Below are 19575 nucleotides of genomic sequence, written 5' to 3'. Positions count from 1 at the left end.
CACCGCCGCCACGGCGATGAAAGGATAACGACTGGTATTTGGGGGGAATCGCCTGTTTGCTCCAGTTTTCCTGATGTCAGTCCATGATGACGATCTGGCGGAGGACCTCGCCGCCGCGCAGTGCGGCCACCGCGTCGTTGAGGTCGGCGAGGCGGATTCTGGCGCTGATCATGGATTCCAGGTCGAGCAGGCCCGTCTTGTGCAGCTTGGCGAAGTACGGGAAGTCGTGGCGGACGTCGGCCTCGCCGTACAGGCTGGACAGCAGGTTCTTGCCTTCGAAGAGGAGGCTGAAGGCGGAGATGGACACCATGTCGTCCATCGCCCCGGCCCCGACCACGATGACGTCGCCGCCCGCGCGGGTGAGCTGCCAGGCGCTCTGGATCGTGGCGGACTTGCCGACGACCTCGAAGCCGTAGTCGAAGCCTCCGCCGCCCGTGAGCTCGTTCAGAGCCTCCGGGGCCTGCTCAGGAGTCACCGCGTGGGTCGCCCCGACCTTCTTGGCGAGGGCGTGCTTGGACTCCAGCGGGTCCACCGCGAGGATCGTCCTGGCACCGGAGACGCGGGCGCCCTGGATGACGGACAGGCCGACGCCGCCGCAGCCGATCACCACGACCGTGGAGCCCGGCCGCACCTTCGCGGTGTTGATCGCGGCGCCGACGCCGGTCGTGATGCCGCAGCCGATCAGGGCCGCCGCCTCCCAGGACACGTCCTCGTCGATCTTGATCGCGCCCTGCCAGGGCACGATGATCTCCTCCGCCCAGGTGCCGCACCCGGCCATGCCGAAGACCGTCGCGTCGTCGCCGCCGAGGCGGAAGTTGCCCTTGGAGAAGGACTCGATGACGTACTTCATGCACAGGTACGGCTGCCCGCCCACGCACAGCTCGCACTCCTGGCAGGCGGGCCGCCAGGAGATGACCACGTGGTCGCCTGGTTTGACCGAGCTGACGTGCTCGCCCACCTCGACCACCTCGCCGGCGCCCTCGTGGCCCGGGATGAGCGGCACGGGTTGCGGCAGCACGCCGGTCATGGCCGACAGGTCCGAGTGGCAGACGCCCGTGGCTCTGATCCGCACGCGTACGTCGGTCGGCCCGACGGGGGCCAGGGTGACGTCGTCCCGGATGTCGAGCTTGTCGTTGCCTACGGCGTGCAGGATCGCGGCGCGCATGGGGTTCCTCCTCGTGCCTGGGCTATTCCTCGAGGGACAGAGCGGCTTTCGGGCAGGACCTGACCGCGTGGCGGACGCGGTCCTGCGTCTCGGGGGGTGGTTGCGGGAGCAGGATGTGCAGCTGGTCGTCGTCGTCCAGCTCGAACACCTCCGGCGCGAGCCCCGTGCACACGGCGTTGGCTTCGCAGACCAGCTCGTCCACCTTGACCTTCATGTGAGCCTCCTGTGATCCCATGAGACCACTTTGGTGCGCTCGACGACGTACGCAACCCGTTTGAGGCCGGTTTTCTCCACGTACGGACGCAGGAGTTCGTCCGGTACGCCGGGTGTCATCCTGCGGGCGATGGTCATGCCGATGTCCATGACGCGGTCGCGGTCGTCGACCCTGCGGGCGGTGCCGTACACCAGGACGCCGCGCAGCTGGTCGTAGTCGTCGCCGGTCTCGACCAGGCAGCTCACCCGGGGGTCGCGGGACAGGTTGCGGGCCTTCTGCGCCTTCGCGTAGGTCCAGAAGGCGATCTCCCCGCCCGCGAGGCCGTAGAACATGGTCACCAGGTGCGGGGTGCCGTCGGCGTTGATGGTGGCCAGCTGCACCTTGCGCGAGCTCTCCAGGAAGGCGGTGACGTCGTCGTCCGACATGGCGATGCGTGCGCGCTGATTCACGTGCCAAGTAGAACAGGTTGCAGAACGGCCCGGCAAGAGCTCGCCGGAATGTTATTCGGTTCGGCTAGGGTGCATGCCTATGTCGATGCCGTCAGAGCTGCTGCACGCGGCCAAGCACGCCAAGGGATTCATGCCGCAGGACGAGGGCCTGGCCCTGTTCGAGGCGGCCTGCCGGTACGGCAAGCTCGGCCCCATCTGCGAGATCGGCACCTACTGCGGCAAGTCGGCGATCTACCTCGGCGCGGCGGCGCGGAAGTCCGGCTCGGTGGTCGTCACCGTGGACCACCACCGCGGCTCCGAGGAGATCCAGCCGGGCTGGGCGCACCACGACCCGTCGCTGGTGGACCCGCGTTTCGGCAAGATGGACTCACTGCCGACCTTCAGGGCCACGATCGCCGCCGCCGGCCTGGAGGAGGAGGTGATCGCCGTCGTCGGCAGGTCCGAGCGGGTGGCCGCGCTCTGGAGCACGCCGCTGGCCATGCTGTTCATCGACGGCGGCCACTCCGAGGAGCCGGTGACCCGCGACTACGAGGGCTGGGCGCCGCACGTCATGACGGGCGGGGCGCTGGTCTTCCACGACATCTATCCCGATCCGGCCGACGGCGGGCAGGCGCCGTTCCAGGTCTATCGGCGGGCGCTGGCGTCGGGGGCGTTCGAGGAGGTGTCGGTGACCGGGTCGCTGCGGGTGCTTGAGCGGGTCGGGTCAGGAATTTGACGGGGTCAGCAGCGGTGGCGGCGGTTCCAGGAGCGGCGGATCTGCGACTGCCAGCGCTGGAAGTCCTCGTGCGTGTGCGCCTCGTGCCCGAGCGCGATGAGCGCCTGATCCGTCCACGAGGCCGCCTCCTCCGGGTCGGTCCCGGCCAGGATCGGCACGGCCCGCGCGACGTGCGCGGGCAGCTCTCCCGAACGCAGCCGCGCGGCGACCGCGAAGGCGCACCCTTGGGCCAGGTACGCGCGGAACCCGTCGGCCCCCGCGTGCTCGGTCAGCCACCACAGCTCGTCGGCCTCGGCCCCGCCCGTGTACGTGGCCCCGAAGCCGACCCCGCTCCACAGGTCGGCCCGCCGCGGCGCGGGAAAACCGCCGATCCGCGTGGCCGCGTCGTCGGGGGAGGCGCCGTCGTGGTACCACAGCAGCCGCCCGAGCCCCTGGTCGAAGACCGCGCAGTGGGCCCTGGTGAGCAGATCGGGCATGGTCCGCTCGCCCACCAGGCGATCGGTCCTGGTCAGCGCCATCTGGAAGCCGAACCCGTCCACCGCCAGCCAGCGCAGCAGCGGATGGGCCCGGCGCGCGCCCCACACCGGGCGCAGCCGTAGGAGTGCGTACCCGCGGCCGGCGCCCAGGTAGGCGGCGTGGCGGTGATGCTGGGCGGGGCCGGCCAGTAGCTCGTGAAGGCGCCGGCCCCGGGTCAGGGTGAGCAGGTCGAGTACGGTGCAGGCGGCGGCCGCTCCCTCGTAGCCGAAGGGCCGCTGCTCGTGCGGGATCTCCTCGATCTTCTCTGTCTCGCGTGACATCACCGCGTTGTAGCCGAAGACGTACGAACTCTCGGCCTTCGTGAAGACCATCCGCGAAGGCCCGCCCCTGGACCGGAATCTCCGCCGGCCCAGATCGGACTCCAGCGGATCCTTGGCCAGGAATCTGCGCAACCCTCTGGCCCGCGACACCTGCGGCTCAGCCGCCGGATGGGTCCTGACCTGGTCCAAGAACGATGTTGTGCCCGTGTCGCCCACGCTTCCCCCGAAGACGCCTCGTACGGCCAGACACGAAGCTAGTAACCCCATTGCGCCGTTCGACGGCGGCGCACCGGTTGTCCCCGGCAAAGAACCGGCAAAAGCCCTTGTGCGCGGCTCAGGGACCTTCTTCGGCCGTCTGGGGAGGCACGCGTACGCCGGCGCACCCGCACACGTCAGGATCGAACACGGAGGTCCCCGCGATGTCGCGGAACAGCCCGGCCCCCGCCGAATACCCGGCCAGCGCGTCGGCCGCGAGGACGGTGGCGGCGGCGGTGTAGCCGGAGCGCTCGTGCGGGAAGTGCTTGCGGTTGACGAACTGCCAGCCGGTCCAGTACGAGCCGTCCTCGTGCCGCAGGTGCTGCATGTCCTGGAACAGCGCCAGCGCCCGTTCCCTGTCGCCCAGCGCGTCGAGCGCCAGCACCAGCTCGCACGTCTCCGCCCCTGTGACCCACGGCTGGTCGGAGACACACCGGATGCCGAGCCCCGGCACCACGAACGTGGCCCACTCGCGCTCCAGCAACTGCACCGCCTGCCGCCCGCGTACCGCGCCGCCGAGGACGGGGTAATACCAGTCCATGGAGAAGCGGCTCTTGTCGGCGAACGCCTCGGGGTGGGCGGCGAGCACGTGTGCCAGCCGGTCGGCGGCCAGCTCCCAGTGCGGCTGCGGGTCGCCCAGGTGGTCGGCGAGCAGCACGCCGCAGCGCAGCCCCTGGTGGATGGAGGAGCAGCCGGTGAGCAGCGCGTACGTCGAGGGCCTGCCGTGCGCGTCACGTTCCCAGACGATCTCGCCGCGCTCGGTCTGCAGCCCCGCCACGTAGTCGAGCGCGGCCTTGACCATCGGCCAGCTCTCCTCGGTGAGGCGCTGGTCGCCGGTGACGAGGTGGTGGTGCCACACGCCGGCGGCGACGTAGGCGGCGTGGTTGGTCTCGCCGCCCAGCTCCGTGGGCACGCCGCCGGCCAGCTTCATCGGCCACGAGCCGTCGGCGCGCTGGTGGCGGGCCAGCCAGGCGTAGCCGCGGCGTACCGGCTCCTCCAGTCCCGCCACGGTCATCGCCATCAGGCACTCGACGTGGTTCCAGGCGTCGACGTGGCCCTCGGGCCACGGCACGCCGCCGTCGTCCTGCTGGATCGCCGCGATGCTGGCCGCGGTCCTGGCGACCTCCTCGCGGGAGATCATGGCTTGCGGACGTAGAGGACCACGCTCTTGCCGATGAGCGGGTTGAGCAGGCTCTCGGCGATCCTGGTCGCGGCCGGGCGCTTCATGATGTCCCAGACCAGCAGCTCGTGGTACGCCTTCGCGAGGGGGTGGTCGTCGTTGTTGACGCCCACCGCGCACTTGATCCACCAGTAGGGGGCGTGCAGGCCGTGGGCGTGGTGGTGCGGGCCGATGGTGAACCCGACGGACTTCAGCTTGGCCGACAGCTCGGCCAGCGTGTAGATGCGTACGTGGCCGCCGGGGGCGGTGTGGTAGTCCTCGTCCAGCGCCCAGCAGATCCGCTCGGGCAGGAAGCTCGGCACGGTGATCGCGGCCGTGCCGCCCGGCTTGAGCACGCGGAAGATCTCCCGCATGGCCGCCATGTCGTCGGGGATGTGCTCCAGCACCTCGGCCGCGATGACCCGGTCGAAGGAGCCGTCCTCGAACGGCATGTCCAGGGCGGTGCCCTGGACGATCTCGCCGGACGCGCCCGCGGGCACCTCGCCCGCCTTGTCCATCGCCGCGAACATGGCCGACACACCGTCGAGCTCCGACTGGTCCATGTCGAACGCGATCACGTCCGCCCCCCTGCGCAGCACCTCGAACGCGTGCCGGCCGCCGCCGCAGCCGAGATCGAGCACGCGAACGCCGGGGCCCACGGGCAGCCGGGCGAAGTCCACGGTCAGCACTGGTCAGCCTCTCCTCTTGTGGTTCTCGATGGCCTCGTGGTACGCCTCGACGGTCTTCTTGGCCACGACGTGCCAGGTGTAGCGCTCCATGACCCGGTCGTATCCGGCCCTGCCCACCCGCTCGCGCTCCTCGGGCGAGTCGAGGAGGCGGCGCAGCGCCGCGGCCAGCTCCTCGGGGTCGCCGGGCGGCACCTGGACGGCCGCGTCGCCGACGACCTCGGGCAGCGCGCCCGTACGGCTGGCGACCAGGGGCGTGCCGCAGGCCATGTGCTCGACGGCCGGCAGCGAGAAGCCCTCGTAGAGCGAGGGCACGACCGAGATCTCGGAGGTGGCGATCAGCTCGCCGAGCTCGTCGTCGGAGATGCCGTGCACGAAGCGGACCCGTTCCTGCAGTGACAGCTCCTGCACGAGCTGCTCGGTCGGGCCGCCGGGGGTGGGCCTGCTGACGACGGTGAGCTGCACCTCGCGCTCGGTGGCCAGCTTGGCCACGGCCCGCAGCAGCGTCGCGACGCCCTTCATGGGCGAGTCCGCGCTGGCCACGGCCACGATCGAGCCCTTGCGCTTCGGCTTGTCCGCGCGCGGGTGGAAGTAGCGGGTGTCCACGCCCAGCGGGATCAGGCGCATGTTGGCCTGGGGGACGTTGAAGTCGCGGTGGATGTCGGCCAGCGACGACTCGCTGACGGTCAGGATGGGGCTCAGCCGGGGCGCGACGCGGGACTGCATCTTGACGAAGCCGTACCAGCGGCGCATGGTCAGCTTCTTCGCGCCCTTGGCGGCTTCGAGCTCGATCCGCCGGTCCACGCTGATGGGGTGGTGGATGGTGCCGACCACGGGAAAGAGCTTCTGGATGCCGAGCAGGCCGTAACCGAGGGTCTGGTTGTCCTGGACGACGTCGAAGTCGCCGACCCGCTTCTTCAGCTCGCGGTGGGCCCGCAGGGTGAAGGTCAGCGGCTCGGGGAAGCCGGCCGTCCACATGGTGCCGACTTCCAGCCAGTCGATCCAGTCGCGGTATTCGTGCAGCTTGGGCGTTCTGAACGGGTCTTCGTCGCGGTAGAGGTCGAGACTGGGGACCTCCCGCAGGATGACGCCCTCGTCCAGCTCGGGGTAGGGCTGACCGGAGAACACCTCGACGTGGTGGCCGAGCGCGACCAGCTCCCTGCTGAGATGGCGGAGATAGACGCCCTGGCCGCCGCAGGTGGGCTTGCTGCGGTAGGACAGAAGCGCGATCCGCAGCCTTCGCTCCACGGACACCCCTTTCGCCGCCGGTAAGGCCCTGAGGCGGGCGTGTACCGTGAAAGATGACCTTAGTCCGAGAAGGCTACCATTCGGTAGATCGGGTGGAATTGTTCACAACGGCCGCCACAGGCCGTGCGAACTGCGACGTTGCTGTAACCGAGCGTGGTTCGGTGGAACGTGTTCTAGGTCGGTGGATGTGCTATCTAGGCGCTTAGCTGTACATTCCCGTCCCAAAGGGATGGGGTAGGCGAAAGTTGGAGGACCCCTTGGCCAGGCGCGCTCTGATCACCGGCATCACCGGCCAGGACGGTTCCTATCTGGCGGAGCACCTGCTGGAGCAGGGGTATGAGGTGTGGGGCCTGGTCAGAGGCCAGGCGAACCCGCGCGTGTCGCGGATGCGCAAGCTGCTCACCGAGGTCCGGGTGGTGCGGGGCGACCTGCTGGACCAGGGGTCGCTGATCTCGGCCGTCGAGCGGGTGCAGCCCGACGAGGTCTACAACCTCGGCGCGATCTCGTTCGTGCCCATGTCGTGGGAGCAGGCCGAGCTCACGGCCGAGGTGACCGGGATGGGCGTGCTGCGGATGCTCGAAGCGATCCGGGTGTGCTCGGGCGTGTCGCGGGGCGGGAGCACGTCCGAACAGATCCGCTTTTATCAGGCTTCGTCCTCTGAGATGTTCGGCCAGGTCAGCGAGACGCCGCAGACCGAGGCCACCGCCTTCCATCCGCGCTCGCCGTACGGGGTGGCCAAGGCGTACGGGCACTTCCTGACGCAGAACTACCGCGAGTCGTACGGGATGTACGCCGTGTCCGGGATCCTGTTCAACCACGAGTCGCCGCGGCGCGGGGCCGAGTTCGTCACCAGGAAGGTCTCGCTCGGGGTGGCCCGCATCAAGCTGGGACTGGCCACCGAGCTGCGCCTGGGGAACCTGGAGGCGCGGCGCGACTGGGGGTACGCCGGCGACTACGTCAAGGCCATGCACCTCATGCTGCGGGCCGGCAAGCCCGAGGACTACGTGATCGGCACCGGGCGGATGAAGTCGGTCAGGGAACTGGTGGAGGCGGCCTTCACCGCGGCCGGGCTGGACTGGGAGCGGTACGTGGTGACCGACCAGACGCTGCACCGGCCGGCCGAGGTCGACCTGCTGTGCGCCGATCCCAAGAAGGCGCGGGCGCAGCTGGGGTGGGAGCCACAGGTGCCGTTCGACGAGCTGGTGGCGATGATGGTGGAGTCGGATCTGCGGCTGCTCACGGACGGCGGCGACCCGCACGACGAGGGCTCCTGGCCCTGATCGCAGCGGTTGCCGGCGTTTTGAGCGTCGTGCGCGCCGGCATGTCGAACGCCGCTCCGGCGTTGTGAGCGCCGCTACCGCTGCTGGGCGGCGCGGCGGTAGGCGCCAGGGGTGAGGCCGAAGCAGCGGGTGAACCAGCGGGTCAGATGGCTCTGGTCGGCGAAGCCCGTGGCCGCCGCCACCTCGCCGATCGGGGTGCCCGCGGCGATCAGGGCGCGGGCCTTCCTGAGGCGGAGCTGGCGCTGGTAGTCGCTGGGCGGCAGGCCGTACTCGGCCTGGAAGGCGCGGTAGACGGCGTACCGGCTGGCGCCGGCCGCGCGCGCCAGGTCGTCGATCGTCAGGTCGTCCGTCGGACGGTCGTGCAGGACCTGCCTGGCCCGCCTGGCCACCCGCTTCCCGGTGCTGTCGCCGGCCTTACTGCCGGGTTGCCGGGTCGCCGCTCGTCTGACGATGCTCGCGACCGCGGCCGTCAGCAACTCCTCGCGACGCAGGGCCGTCGCCGTCGTACCGCCGTCGAGGAGGGCCGCGTGCAGGGCGCGTAGTGCGTACGCCAATGCCGGATCGTCCACCACGGGGGAGTCGAAGAGCGGCAGGCCCGTACGGCGGCCGGTCGCGTCCGCCAGCGCGCCGGCCACCAGCTCGGGACCGAGGTGCACGATTCGATACGTGAAGCCGAGCGCGTCCGCGGCGTGGCCGTCGTGGGGGTCGTCCGGGTTGAAGGCCATGACCATGCCCGCCGCGCTCGTGTGCGCGCCGCCCCGGCAGCTGAACGACTGCGCGCCGGTCTCGGTCAGCCCGAAGGAGTAGGTCTCGTGGCTGTGCCGGTGGTAGACGTGCCGCTCGAAGTGGGCGTGCATGGCCTCGATCGGCCGGTCGGGCGACCGCCAGTAGCGGGACCAGTCGTGCGTCATGCCTCCATTCTCTATTGACAAGCAGATTTTTTACGTAAAAGATTGTTTTTGCGATGAGAGACGTCCTGTATCTGGAAGAGATCGAGCAGGCCGAGGCGCTGCTCAAGCCGCAACGCGTGGAGGTGCTGCGGCAGCTGGCCGAGCCGCGCACCTGCTCCGAGGTCGCCGAGCGGCTCGGGCAGACGCCGCAGCGGGTCTACTACCACGTCAAGCGGCTGGTCGAGGCCGGGCTGGTGGACCAGGTGTCCGAGCGCAGGGTGCGTGGCATCCACGAGGGCATCTACCAGGCGGGCGCGCGGTCGTACTGGCTGTCGCCGCGCCTGGTCGGCCGGATCGGGCTGCGCAAGGTTCGCGACGAGCTGAGCCTCGGCTACCTGCTCGACCTCATGGAGGAGGTCCAGGCCGACATCGCGGCCCTGGACAGGGCCGCGCCCGAGCTGCCGTCCATCGGACTGTCCGGAGAGATCCGCGTACGTCCGGACCAGCGGCAGGACTTCCTGAACGACCTGCAGCACACGTTGCGGGACCTTTTCACCCGGTACGGCGGCGCCGAGGGCGACGCCTTCAAGCTGGCCGTCGCCTGCTACCCCCAGACCGAGCCCACGCAAGGAGAGCGAGACGATGACTGAGCCCCTGATCGTGCGTGCCAACATCCCGGCGCCTGTCGAAGAGGTGCGCCGGGCGCTGACCGACCCCGACGTCCTGCGGGTCTGGCTGGCCGAGCACGTGGAGGTGGAGCTGCCCGACCGGTTCGCGTTCTGGGGACGTACGACGCCGGAGGGCGACGCGCCGCACCAGCGGCTGCTGCACGCCGACGAGCGCACGCTGCGCTTCGCGTGGCTGCTCGACGGCGAGGAGACCACCTCGGAGATCACGCTGGCACCGGACGAGACGGACGAACGGCGCACGGTGCTGACCCTGTCGCAGACGCACTTCGACTTCCAGGACGCCATGACGGGCAAGAGCATCCGGGGGGTGCTGCAGACGTACTGGTGCCAGGTGCTGACCATCCTCGCCGAGCACCTGGAGGGCCGCGAGCCCACGCCCATGCAGGACTTCACCTCGCCGGAGATGCGGGCCGAGGTCTCGATCGACGCCTCGCCGGAGGCGGTGTTCGAGTCGATCACCTCGTCGGAGGCGGTGACGAAGTGGTTCGGCTATCCCATCGAGATCGAGCCGTTCGTGGGCGGCCGGTACGCCATGGGCGGCTTGGAGAACAACCCCGACCCCGCGAAGGTGCTGGAGCTCGAACCCGGCCGCAAGCTCTCTGTCGACTGGGGCGAGACCGGGGTCGGCACGTGGGAGCTGGAGGGGTCGGAAGGGAAGACGCGGCTGACGCTGGTGCAGAGCGGGTTCGACCAGACGAATCCTCCCTATGCGGCGTGGGGCGGGTTCCTGTCGGGCGTCGCCGAGTTGCGGCGCTACCACGAGGTGGCCGACTGGCGGCCGATCCTCCGGGCGTAGGCGCACGAGCGTTCAAGACCCGGCCGGGGGAGGTGGGGGAGGGTGGTGGCCATGCGTTTCGATACCAAGATCGCCATCGTGGTGCGCGAGGACCTGGCCCCCTGGCAGCGCCTCAACGTCACCGCCTTCCTCGCCGGCGGCCTGGCCGGCGGGGTCACCGGGGCCATCGGCGAGCCTTACCAGGACGCGTCGGGGAACGCGTACCTGGCGCTGTTCCGGCAGCCTGTGCTGGTGTACGAGGGGGACCTGGGGGCGTTGCGCGGGGTCAGGGAGAAGGCGGTGGGGCGGGGGATGGACGTGGCCGTCTACGTCGAGGAGATGTTCAAGACCGGCCATGATGCGGACAATCGGGCGGTTGTGGCGAGGGTGCGGGGTGAGGAGCTGGACCTGGTGGGGGTGGCGGTGCATGGGGCGAAGAACGGGGTGGACAAAGTCCTGAAGGGCCTCCGCCTGCACTCCTGACCGACCCGTCGCGACCAACCCGCAGAACGTCGGGTCGTCAGAGCCCGCATCCATCCCAACCCCAGACCGACCGGCCCCAGGACCTCAAGCTGACCGGCCCGCAGAATCTCATGCCGCCCAGCCCCAGAACCTCAGAGTGACCAGCGCGCAAAGCTGGGAGTGGCCCAGCCCGGGCGACCAACCCCCCAGGACCTCTGACTGACCGGCGCGCGCAGAACCTTGGGCCGTCCAGCCCCGCGACCACCCCTCCCAAAACCCCAGACTGACCGAACCCCCAGAACCTCGGGCAGACCACCCCCACCCCCACCCCCGACCTCTGATCTCGAACAAGCCTTCGTTATCCACAGAATCCCGTTCGGCTCCCCCGCGCCCACCCCCGCCCACGCATCCTTACGCCATGAACCAGCCGCCAAGCCCCGGGCTCCCGCGAGAGACACCACCTTCGAGCATCGGCCCCAGGCCACCGTCCCTGACCCGACGTGCCGCCCGCATCACCCGCGCCGTTCCCCAGGTCGTGGCCTGCCGCCAGACGGCGGCGCACATCTGGGGCCTGCAAGTTCTCCCTGCTCCGGAAGCCGATTGGCCCGTCGAGCTCACCGCCCCCGATCACCTCGTGATCCCCGGTTGCGTCACCTACCTGGCGTCCCTCCCCGACGAGGACATCACCGAGCACAACGGCGTGCGGATCACCACCATGGAACGCACCGCCCTCGACTGCGCCCGCTGCCTGCCCCGCATGGAGGCCGTCGCCATCGTCGACCAGTTCGCCCGCAAGGGTGTCGATCTGGAAGCCCTGTGGCATCGCCCGCTCAACGGCTGGCGCCTGCGCGACACACTCAGTCTCGCCGACCGGGGAGCCGCCTCGCCGAGGGAGAGCTGGCTCAGGGTCCTCCTCGTCGACGGCGGCCTCCCCAGACCCACCACACAGATCCGGGTAGCCCTGGGCGAAGACCGGTTCGCCTACCTCGACATGGGCTGGAAGGAGTTCAAGGTCGCCGTGGAATACGACGGCCGGCAACACCACACCTCGGCCGCCGACCAGCAACGCGACACGGACCGCCGGGAGGAGCTTCGGCGGCGCGGCTGGCGGGTGATCGCCGTCCGGCGCGACGTCATCCCCGGCCAGATCGCCGACCTGCTGCACCACGTGGCCGACGCCCTGATCGAACGCGGCTGGCGCCCAGGCCCACACGGCACCAACCGCATCCTGAGTCGCATCCGCGCGGCCCGCCGCAGCTCCCGCTTCCGCTTACCCACCCACCCCACCGCACGGGGGCACGCCACCTTCCAAGCCGCCAACCCCACCACCGAGCGCCCATGACCACCGCCCCGACCCCCATCTCGACCGAACACCGCCAGGGAGGGCGGCAGGACGATGTTGACCCCCGCGGCCCGCGTCCGGTACGGCGGTGTGGAAACGCGTCCGCTACGACCGACGCGCGGCCCGCGCCGAGCACGGCCGGTACGGTCCCACGTCCGGCACGGCGAGCGCAATGCCCGCCGCCGGTGCGGGAGCCGGTGTGGTGGGGCGTCCGGCACCACGGGCGTAATGCGCGCCTCCCCCACAACGGATGCGATGTCGGCGTCCTGTCAGCGGGAGCGGAGTCCGCGTCCGAAGAGCAATCGCGCCCTGTGCGACCAGCGTCGCCGTGTTGCCATGACCCTCAGCTGATGGTTACGGGGAGCTCTTTGATGCCGTTGATGAAGTTCGAGCGCAGTCGCCGTGCCTCGCCCGTCTGCCGCAGGCGGGGACGGCGGCGGGCCAGCTGCTCGAACAGGATGCGGAGCTCCAGCTTGGCCAGGTGGTTGCCCAGGCAGAAGTGGGCACCGCCACCACCGAAGCCGATGTGGGGGTTGGGGTCGCGGCCGATGTCGAAGGTCTCCCCGTCGGGGAAGACGGAGGCGTCGCGGTTGGCAGAGGCGTAGAAGACGACGACCTTGTCGTTCTCCTTGATCTCCTGCCCGCCCAGCACCTGGTCGGCCGTGGAGGTGCGGCGGAAGAGGTTCACGGGGGAGACCCAGCGGACGATCTCGTCGGCGGCGGTCTTCGCGAGCGTGGGATCGGCGAGGAGGCGGTCCCACTGGTCGGGGTGCTCGAAGAGGGCGAGCATGCCGCCGGAGGCCGCGTTGCGGGTGGTCTCGTTGCCGGCGACCACCAGAAGGAGGATGAAAAGGTCGAACTCGTCCTCGCCGAGGGTCTCGCCGTTCTCGTTGGGCTGGAGGAGCTTGGTGACGATGTCGTTCTTCGGGTTGGCCCTGCGCTGCGCGGCCAGCTGGTTGGCGTAGGCGTAGACCTCCATGGCGGCCCCCGACCCCTCCTCGGGGTTGGCGGCGTAGTCGGGGTCCTGGGCACCGATCATGCGGTTCGACCAGTTGAACAGCTTGTCGCGATCCGCCACGGGAGCGCCGAGGAGCTCGCAGATCACGTAGAGGGGCAGGGGCGCGGCGACTTCGGTGACGAAGTCGATCTCGCCGGTCAGCTTGTCGAGGAGGTCGTCACAGATGTCGCGGATGTGCTGTTCGAGCGCGCCGATCGTACGCGGCGTGAAGCCCCGGTTGACCAGGGAGCGCCGCCTCGTGTGCTCGGGCGGATCCTGGTTGAGCATCATGAGGCGCTGCAGCGCGATCTGGTCCTCTTCCAGGTCGTCGAAGAGGGCGAGCTTACGGTGGGAGGAGAAGAGATCGGAGTGTCGCGACACGTGTACGACGTCGTCGTATCGGGTCACGGCCCAGAACCCCGGCTCGCCCTCGTGCCAGTGGACGGGGGAGTTCGCGCGAAGCCAGGCCAGCTGGTCGTGGGGCGGTCCTGAAGTCGCGTAAAGGTCCCTGTCGACGAGGTCTATGCGCACGCGGGTTCACCTCTTGATCAAGCGCTTGGTTTTGCGGTACTGAAACGTGTTCTATTACGGGACTATAAGTGCGTCAAGGAGTGCCATGGATCGTTCCTGGTCACCGCTGGTGCAGAGCCCTCTCGGCGACCCATCCACCCATCCGCGCCATCGCCTCCACCCGCCTCGCACCGCACCCCGCCGCTACGCCCCCACGCCCCAACCCGTGCCTGGCTCGATGCCGAATTTCCTCGCCGCCCGCTGCCCAGGTGCTGCCTGTAGCCGTCCTAGCTGTCGTCCGATGTATTCGAGAGTCACATTTCGAGTCTGTGAAGTCAGCGATCGGAGCGGTTAAGTGGGTTCACAGGGAACCGACCCGCCGAAGGGGTGTATTTCGAGGTCGCGGATCGGAGGTATCCGGCTTGACGCCCTTGACATGCTCCACCCCATCGCACCAGCATCAGGAAACAAGACATCCGATGTATATGAGAAGGAACGTGTGTGAAGCTGCTGCGAGTGGGACCCGTCGGTCAGGAGCGGCCGGTGGTCATGGACGATGCGGGGAAACTGCGCGACTTCGGGGAGCCCGAGATCGACGGGGCCTTCTTCGCCTCCGGCGGAGTGGCCCGGGTTCGTGCGGCCCTGGAGCGTGGTGACCTGCCCGTGGTCGAGGAGGAGGGGGTGAGGGTCGGTGCGCCGGTCGCCCGGCCGGGGAAGATCGTCTGCATCGGGCTCAACTACAGCGACCACGCGGCCGAGTCGGGCGCGGCGGTGCCGGAGGAGCCGGTGGTGTTCATGAAGGCGAGCAACACCATGGTGGGTCCGTACGACGAGGTGCTCGTGCCCCGGGCCAGCGTCAAGACCGACTGGGAGGTGGAGTTGGCCGTCGTCATCGGGCGGGAGGCGCGATATCTGCGCAGCCGCGAGGAGGCGCTCGATGTGATCGCCGGCTACGCGATCTCCAACGACGTCTCCGAGCGCGAGTTCCAGCTGGAGCGCGGCGGTCAGTGGGACAAGGGCAAGTCGTGCGAGACGTTCAACCCGCTCGGCCCCTGGCTGGTGACGGCCGACGAGGTGAGCGACCCGCAGCGGCTGGGCATGCGCCTGTGGGTGAACGGGGAGCTGCGGCAGGACGGCGACACCAAGAACATGATCTTCGACGTGGCGGAGGTCGTGCGGTATCTGAGCCAGTTCATGGTGCTGGAGCCGGGCGACGTGATCAACACGGGTACGCCGGCGGGTGTTGCCATGGGGATGCCGGGGCAGCCGTACCTGCGGGCCGGTGACGTGATGGAGCTGGAGATCGAGGGATTGGGGCGGCAACGGCAGACGGTGGGGCAGGCATGACGGTGACGGCGGGCGGGAGTCCGTACCGGATCGTGGCGATGGAGACGCACGACGTGCGGTTTCCGACGTCCCGCGAGCTCGACGGCTCCGACGCGATGAATCCCGACCCCGACTACTCGGCCGCCTATGTGGTGCTGAAGACCGACGACGGCTACGAGGGGCACGGGTTCGCGTTCACGATCGGGCGCGGCAACGACATCCAGACCACGGCGATCGGCGCGCTGGAGCCGTACGTGGTGGGCAAGGACGCCGAAGACCTCGGCACGCTCTACAAGGACATGGTCAACGACTCGCAGCTGCGCTGGCTGGGGCCGGAGAAGGGCGTCATGCACATGGCGATCTCCGCCGTGGTCAACGCCCTGTGGGACCTCAAGGCGAAGCGGGAGGGCAAGCCGCTGTGGCGGTTGCTGTCCGAGATGTCGCCCGAGGAGATCGTCGAGCTCATCGACTTCCGCTACCTGAGCGACGCGTTGACCAAGGACGAAGCCCTGGAAATCCTGAAAAATCAGGAAAAGGGGAAGGCTGAGCGGATTCGACGGCTCATCGAGACAGGTTATCCCGCGTACACGACCTCCCCAGGCTGGCTCGGCTACGGTGACGAGAAGTTGCGGCGGCTCTGCAAGGAGGCGCTCGAGCAGGGGTTCGGGCAGATCAAGCTCAAGGTCGGCGCCGACCTTGAGGACGACCGGCGGCGGTTCAGGGTGGCCCGCGAGGTGTGCGGTGACGGCTTCCCGATCGCGATCGACGCCAACCAGCGCTGGGACGTCGGTTCGGCGATCGAGTGGGTCAACGCGCTGGGCGAGTTCGACCCGCACTGGGTCGAGGAGCCGACCAGCCCCGACGACATCCTCGGCCACGCCGCCATCGCCAGGGGCATCGCGCCCATCAGGGTGGCCACCGGCGAGCACGTCCAGAACCGCATCGTCTTCAAGCAGCTGCTGCAGGCCGAGGCCATCTCGTTCCTGCAGATCGACTCCGCCCGCGTCGGCGGGGTCAACGAGAATCTGGCGATCCTGCTGCTGGCGGCCAAGTTCGGCGTGCCGGTCTGCCCGCACGCGGGCGGGGTCGGGCTGTGCGAGCTGGTGCAGCACCTGTCGATGTTCGACTACGTGGCGGTGACGGGCACCATGGACGGCCGCGTCATCGAATACGTCGACCACCTGCACGAGCACTTCGTGGACCCCGTGGTGATCCGTGACGGCCGCTACGTGGCTCCGTCCAGGCCGGGGTTCAGCGCGGAGATGCACCAGGAGTCGATCGCCGCCCACGCCTTCCCCGGCGGCGAGGTTTGGAGGGACGAGGCGTGAGCCGTACGACGAGTGAGGGTCTGAAAGCGGTCGTGACCGGCGGCGGGTCCGGGATCGGGCTGGCCGCGGCCACCGCGCTGGCCGAGCGCGGGATGAAGGTCGCCTGCCTCGACCTCAACCCGCCCGGTGAGCCGTTCATCGGGATCAAGGCCGACGTCACCGACGACGCGGGCGTGCGGGCCGCGGTGGCCGAGGCCGCCGAACGGCTCGGCGGGATCGACGTGCTCGTCAACAACGCGGGCATCGGGGCGCAGGGCACGATCGAGGACAACCCCGACAGCGAGTGGCACAAGGTTTTCGACGTCAACGTGCTCGGCATGGTCCGCGTGGCGCGGGCCGCGCTGCCGTACCTGAGGAGGTCGGAGCACGCGTCGATCGTGAACACGTGCTCGATCGCGGCCACCGCCGGGCTGCCGCAGCGCGCGCTCTACAGCGCTACCAAGGGCGCGGTGCTGTCGCTGACGCTGGCCATGGCCGCGGACCACATCAGAGAGGGCATCCGGGTCAACTGCGTCAACCCGGGCACAGCTGACACGCCGTGGGTCGCCAGGCTGCTGGACGCGGCCGGCGATCCGGAGGCGGAGCGGGCCGCGCTCAACGCCAGGCAGCCGATGGGCCGCCTGGTCACCGCCGAGGAGGTCGCCTCGGCGATCGCCTACCTGGCCGGCCCCGAGGCCGGCGCCACCACCGGCACCACGCTCGCGGTCGACGGTGGCATGCAGGGATTGCGACTGAGGCCGGCCAACTAGGCCAACGCCAACCAACAAGGAAGGTACCCCCCAAAATGAAGCTCGGTCGGGTGGTCGCGGGAGCGGCCCTCTTGGCGGTCGTGACCGCGTGTGGCGCAGGCACGACGACGGAAGCAGGAGGCGGCGGCGGGAAGGTCGGCATCGACCACCCCCGGGCCGACTCCGACTTCTGGAACTCCTACATCAAGTACGTCCCCCAGATGGCCGGCGAGCTCAAGGTGGACCTGATGCCCGCCACGAACTCGCAGAACGACGTGGCCAAGCTGGTCAACAACGTGCAGGCGCTGATCGGTCAGGGCGCGAAGGTCATCGTCATGGCCCCGCAGGACACGGGCGCCATCGCCAACACCCTCCAGCAGCTGGAGAACAAGAAGATCCCCGTCGTGACCGTCGACACCCGGCCGGACAAGGGCAACGTCTTCATGGTCGTACGCGCCGACAACCGCGCGTACGGCACGAAGGCGTGCGAGTTCCTCGGCGAGAAGCTCGGCGGCAAGGGCAAGGTCGTGCAGCTCCAGGGTGCGCTCAGCTCGATCAACGGCCGTGACAGGTCGGAGGCGTTCCTGGAGTGCATGAAGAGCAAGTTCCCGGGGATCACGGTGTTCAGCGAGCCGACCGAGTGGGAGGGCAGCAAGGCGGCCTCCATGCTGCAGACCCGCCTGGAGCAGAATCCGGACATCAAGGGCATCTACATGCATGCCGGTGGTGTTCATCTGGCTCCCACGCTGCAGGTGCTCAAGCAGAAGGGCCTGCTGGTCCCGCCGAGCGACCCCAAGCACGTCTTCGTGATCTCCAACGACGGGATCCCGCAGGAGTTCGAGTCGATCAGGAAGGGCGACATCGACGCCACGGTGTCGCAGCCGGCCGACCTGTACGCCAAATACGCCCTCTTCTACGCCAAGGCGGCGGCGGACGGCAAGACGTTCAAACCCGGCCCGACCGACCACGGCAGCACGATCATCCAGCTCCCCAACGGCCTGGAGGACCAGCTTCCCGCGCCGCTGGTGACCAAGGAGAACGTGGACGACCAGGCCCTCTGGGGCAACCAGGTCAAGTGATGAACGTCCACGTCGAAGCCCGGGACGTCGTCAAACGCTTCGGACCGACCACCGCCCTGGCCGGCGCGCGGATCGCGATCGAGGAGGGTGAGACGCACGCGCTCGTCGGCAGGAACGGCGCGGGGAAGTCCACCCTCGTGTCGATCCTCACCGGGCTCCAGCGGCCGGACGAGGGCGAGGTGCTGTTCTCCGGACAGCCGGCGCCCGCCCTCGCCGACCGCGACGCCTGGCGCCGGCGGGTGGCCTGCGTATACCAGAAGTCCACGATCATCCCGGCGCTGACGGTCGCCGAGAACCTGTTCCTCAACCGCCAGTCCGACAAGGGACTGATCAACTGGCGCGCGCTGGCGGGCCGGGCGCGCGAGGTGCTCGACACGTACGAGGTGGACGTGGACGCGCAGGCGCTGGCCGGCGACCTGAGCGTGGAGCAGCGCCAGCTCGTCGAGATCGCCCGCGCGCTGTCGTTCGGGGCCAGGTTCATCATCCTCGACGAGCCGACCGCCCGGCTCGACGGCCCGGCCATCGAGCGGCTGTTCACCCGCATGCGGTCGCTGCGCGAGCAGGGCGTCACGGTGATGTACATCTCCCACCATCTCGACGAGGTCTACGAGATCTGCCAGAGCGTCACCGTCTTCCGCGACGCCCGGCACGTCACGACCAGGCCGGTCGCCGACCTGCCGCACGACGAGCTGGTCGCCGCGATGACGGGGGAGGCCACGGCGGTGTACGAGGCCCGCTCCCGCACCCCCGGCGAGACCGTGGTGCTCTCGGGCGAGAACCTCGGCCTGGCCGGCCGCTACTCCGGCATCGACATCTCCGTACGGTCCGGCGAGGTCGTCGGCCTGGCCGGCTCCGCGAGCAGCGGCAAGGTCGGCCTGGCCGAGACGCTGGTCGGGCTGCGCAGGGCCGACACCGGCACGGTCACGATCAACGGCACCAAGGTCAGGCCAGGCGACGTGCCCGCAGCCATGAAGGCGGGGCTCGGGTTCGTCCCCGAGGACCGCCACCACGAGGGGTTCGTCCCGCTGCTGTCGGTCGGGGAGAACGCCACCTTCCCGATCGCCCGCAAGCTGGGGCGTTACGGACTGATCAGTCCCTCCAGGCGGCGCGACACGGCGGAGCGGATGATCGGCTCCCTCGACATCAAGACCGAGGGCCCCGACCAGCCCGTCGCCGACCTGTCCGGAGGAAACGCGCAGAAGGTCGTGTTCGCCCGCGCGCTCGTGGACGACCCGACCGTTCTCGTCGTGATCAACCCGACCGCCGGCGTCGACGTCAAGGCCAAGCAGGCCCTGCTCGGCGCCGTCGAGGACGCGGTCGAGCGGGGAGCGGGGGCCGTCCTGGTCTCCGACGAGCTCGACGACCTGCGGATCTGCGACAGGGTGCTGGTGATGTTCCACGGCAGGGTCGTCAAGGACGTGCCACGTGGCTGGACCGACCACGAGCTCGTGGCCGTGATGGAAGGCATGGAAGAGTGACCA

General features: G+C 69.4%; 20 protein-coding genes. 11 read left to right on the top strand and 9 right to left on the bottom strand.

Annotated elements, in window-relative coordinates; translation table 11 throughout:
- Positions 1–76 precede the first annotated feature (76 nt).
- The 3 genes from ABFX54_RS38545 to ABFX54_RS38535 are packed head-to-tail and all read right to left on the bottom strand — an operon-like array spanning position 77 to position 1828.
- Positions 77–1165, bottom strand: coding sequence for a Zn-dependent alcohol dehydrogenase (locus tag ABFX54_RS38545; protein ID WP_346111727.1), 1089 nt, complete (start codon positions 1163–1165; stop codon positions 77–79).
- A 22-nt stretch (positions 1166–1187) separates the two neighbouring features.
- Positions 1188–1379, bottom strand: a complete 192-nt coding sequence (locus ABFX54_RS38540; protein ID WP_346111726.1) for a ferredoxin — start codon at positions 1377–1379, stop codon at positions 1188–1190.
- Positions 1376–1828 carry a pyridoxamine 5'-phosphate oxidase family protein gene (locus ABFX54_RS38535; RefSeq protein ID WP_346111725.1) on the bottom strand — a complete coding sequence of 151 codons (453 nt, stop codon included), beginning with the start codon at positions 1826–1828 and terminating at the stop codon, positions 1376–1378. Before ABFX54_RS38535 ends, ABFX54_RS38540 begins: the two co-directional genes overlap by 4 nt.
- An 85-nt stretch (positions 1829–1913) precedes the next feature.
- On the opposite strand from ABFX54_RS38535, the gene ABFX54_RS38530 reads away from it, so the two are divergent.
- On the top strand, positions 1914–2543 hold the full coding sequence (locus tag ABFX54_RS38530) for a class I SAM-dependent methyltransferase (RefSeq protein ID WP_346111741.1): 630 nt from the start codon (positions 1914–1916) through the stop codon (positions 2541–2543).
- Between the two features lie 5 nt (positions 2544–2548).
- Here ABFX54_RS38530 and ABFX54_RS38525 read toward each other — a convergent pair whose 3' ends face one another.
- The 4 genes from ABFX54_RS38525 to ABFX54_RS38510 all read right to left on the bottom strand — a co-directional run bounded on the left by ABFX54_RS38525 (position 2549) and on the right by ABFX54_RS38510 (position 6694).
- Positions 2549–3529, bottom strand: a complete 981-nt coding sequence (locus ABFX54_RS38525) for a DUF1702 family protein (RefSeq protein WP_346111724.1) — start codon at positions 3527–3529, stop codon at positions 2549–2551.
- A 145-nt stretch (positions 3530–3674) separates the two neighbouring features.
- Positions 3675–4736, bottom strand: coding sequence for a prenyltransferase (locus ABFX54_RS38520; RefSeq protein WP_346111723.1), 1062 nt, complete (start codon positions 4734–4736; stop codon positions 3675–3677).
- Positions 4733–5443, bottom strand: a complete 711-nt coding sequence (locus ABFX54_RS38515; RefSeq protein WP_346111722.1) for a class I SAM-dependent methyltransferase — start codon at positions 5441–5443, stop codon at positions 4733–4735. The genes ABFX54_RS38520 and ABFX54_RS38515 overlap by 4 nt, the downstream gene beginning before the upstream one ends.
- A gap of 3 nt (positions 5444–5446) precedes the next feature.
- Entirely contained in the window at positions 5447–6694 is a 1248-nt protein-coding gene (locus ABFX54_RS38510; protein WP_346111721.1) for a glycosyltransferase family 4 protein, read from the bottom strand.
- Between the two features lie 251 nt (positions 6695–6945).
- Between ABFX54_RS38510 and ABFX54_RS38505 the strand changes: the two genes are divergently transcribed.
- Positions 6946–7968, top strand: coding sequence for a GDP-mannose 4,6-dehydratase (locus tag ABFX54_RS38505; protein ID WP_346111720.1), 1023 nt, complete (start codon positions 6946–6948; stop codon positions 7966–7968).
- A 74-nt stretch (positions 7969–8042) separates the two neighbouring features.
- Here the strand turns inward: ABFX54_RS38505 and ABFX54_RS38500 are convergent, their stop codons facing one another.
- Complete coding sequence (locus ABFX54_RS38500; protein WP_346111719.1) at positions 8043–8879, bottom strand: helix-turn-helix transcriptional regulator; 837 nt, start codon at positions 8877–8879, stop codon at positions 8043–8045.
- A 53-nt stretch (positions 8880–8932) separates the two neighbouring features.
- Between ABFX54_RS38500 and ABFX54_RS38495 the strand changes: the two genes are divergently transcribed.
- From ABFX54_RS38495 to ABFX54_RS38480, 4 genes are all read left to right on the top strand, one after another.
- Positions 8933–9508, top strand: a complete 576-nt coding sequence (locus tag ABFX54_RS38495) for an ArsR/SmtB family transcription factor (RefSeq protein ID WP_346111718.1) — start codon at positions 8933–8935, stop codon at positions 9506–9508.
- Positions 9501–10343 carry an SRPBCC domain-containing protein gene (locus ABFX54_RS38490; protein WP_346111717.1) on the top strand — a complete coding sequence of 281 codons (843 nt, stop codon included), beginning with the start codon at positions 9501–9503 and terminating at the stop codon, positions 10341–10343. Before ABFX54_RS38495 ends, ABFX54_RS38490 begins: the two co-directional genes overlap by 8 nt.
- Before the next feature lie 51 nt (positions 10344–10394).
- On the top strand, positions 10395–10805 hold the full coding sequence (locus ABFX54_RS38485) for a DUF2000 family protein (RefSeq protein ID WP_346111715.1): 411 nt from the start codon (positions 10395–10397) through the stop codon (positions 10803–10805).
- Positions 10806–11202: 397 nt separating this feature from the next.
- Positions 11203–12126 carry a DUF559 domain-containing protein gene (locus ABFX54_RS38480; RefSeq protein ID WP_346111713.1) on the top strand — a complete coding sequence of 308 codons (924 nt, stop codon included), beginning with the start codon at positions 11203–11205 and terminating at the stop codon, positions 12124–12126.
- 343 nt (positions 12127–12469) lie between these two features.
- Here ABFX54_RS38480 and ABFX54_RS38475 read toward each other — a convergent pair whose 3' ends face one another.
- On the bottom strand, positions 12470–13654 hold the full coding sequence (locus ABFX54_RS38475) for a cytochrome P450 (RefSeq protein WP_346111712.1): 1185 nt from the start codon (positions 13652–13654) through the stop codon (positions 12470–12472).
- 480 nt (positions 13655–14134) lie between these two features.
- Here ABFX54_RS38475 and ABFX54_RS38470 point away from each other — a divergent pair, with 480 nt between their 5' ends.
- From ABFX54_RS38470 to ABFX54_RS38450, 5 genes are read left to right on the top strand one after another with little or no spacing between them, the layout of a single operon-like run.
- Positions 14135–14980, top strand: a complete 846-nt coding sequence (locus tag ABFX54_RS38470; RefSeq protein ID WP_346111711.1) for a fumarylacetoacetate hydrolase family protein — start codon at positions 14135–14137, stop codon at positions 14978–14980.
- On the top strand, positions 14977–16287 hold the full coding sequence (locus ABFX54_RS38465; protein WP_346111710.1) for an L-fuconate dehydratase: 1311 nt from the start codon (positions 14977–14979) through the stop codon (positions 16285–16287). Before ABFX54_RS38470 ends, ABFX54_RS38465 begins: the two co-directional genes overlap by 4 nt.
- A complete protein-coding gene (locus tag ABFX54_RS38460; RefSeq protein WP_245956732.1) occupies positions 16284–17036 on the top strand; it encodes an SDR family NAD(P)-dependent oxidoreductase in 753 nt (250 codons plus the stop codon). The genes ABFX54_RS38465 and ABFX54_RS38460 overlap by 4 nt, the downstream gene beginning before the upstream one ends.
- Before the next feature lie 35 nt (positions 17037–17071).
- Positions 17072–18094, top strand: a complete 1023-nt coding sequence (locus tag ABFX54_RS38455) for a sugar ABC transporter substrate-binding protein (protein ID WP_346111709.1) — start codon at positions 17072–17074, stop codon at positions 18092–18094.
- Positions 18094–19572, top strand: coding sequence for a sugar ABC transporter ATP-binding protein (locus ABFX54_RS38450; protein WP_346111708.1), 1479 nt, complete (start codon positions 18094–18096; stop codon positions 19570–19572). The genes ABFX54_RS38455 and ABFX54_RS38450 overlap by 1 nt, the downstream gene beginning before the upstream one ends.
- Positions 19573–19575: the final 3 nt, after the last annotated feature.

The sequence above is a fragment of the Nonomuraea maheshkhaliensis genome, from assembly GCF_039529435.1.
Taxonomy (GTDB): domain Bacteria; phylum Actinomycetota; class Actinomycetes; order Streptosporangiales; family Streptosporangiaceae; genus Nonomuraea; species Nonomuraea maheshkhaliensis.
The sequence above is the reverse complement of the archived record's forward strand: the minus strand, read 5'-3'. Positions and strand labels throughout refer to the sequence as shown.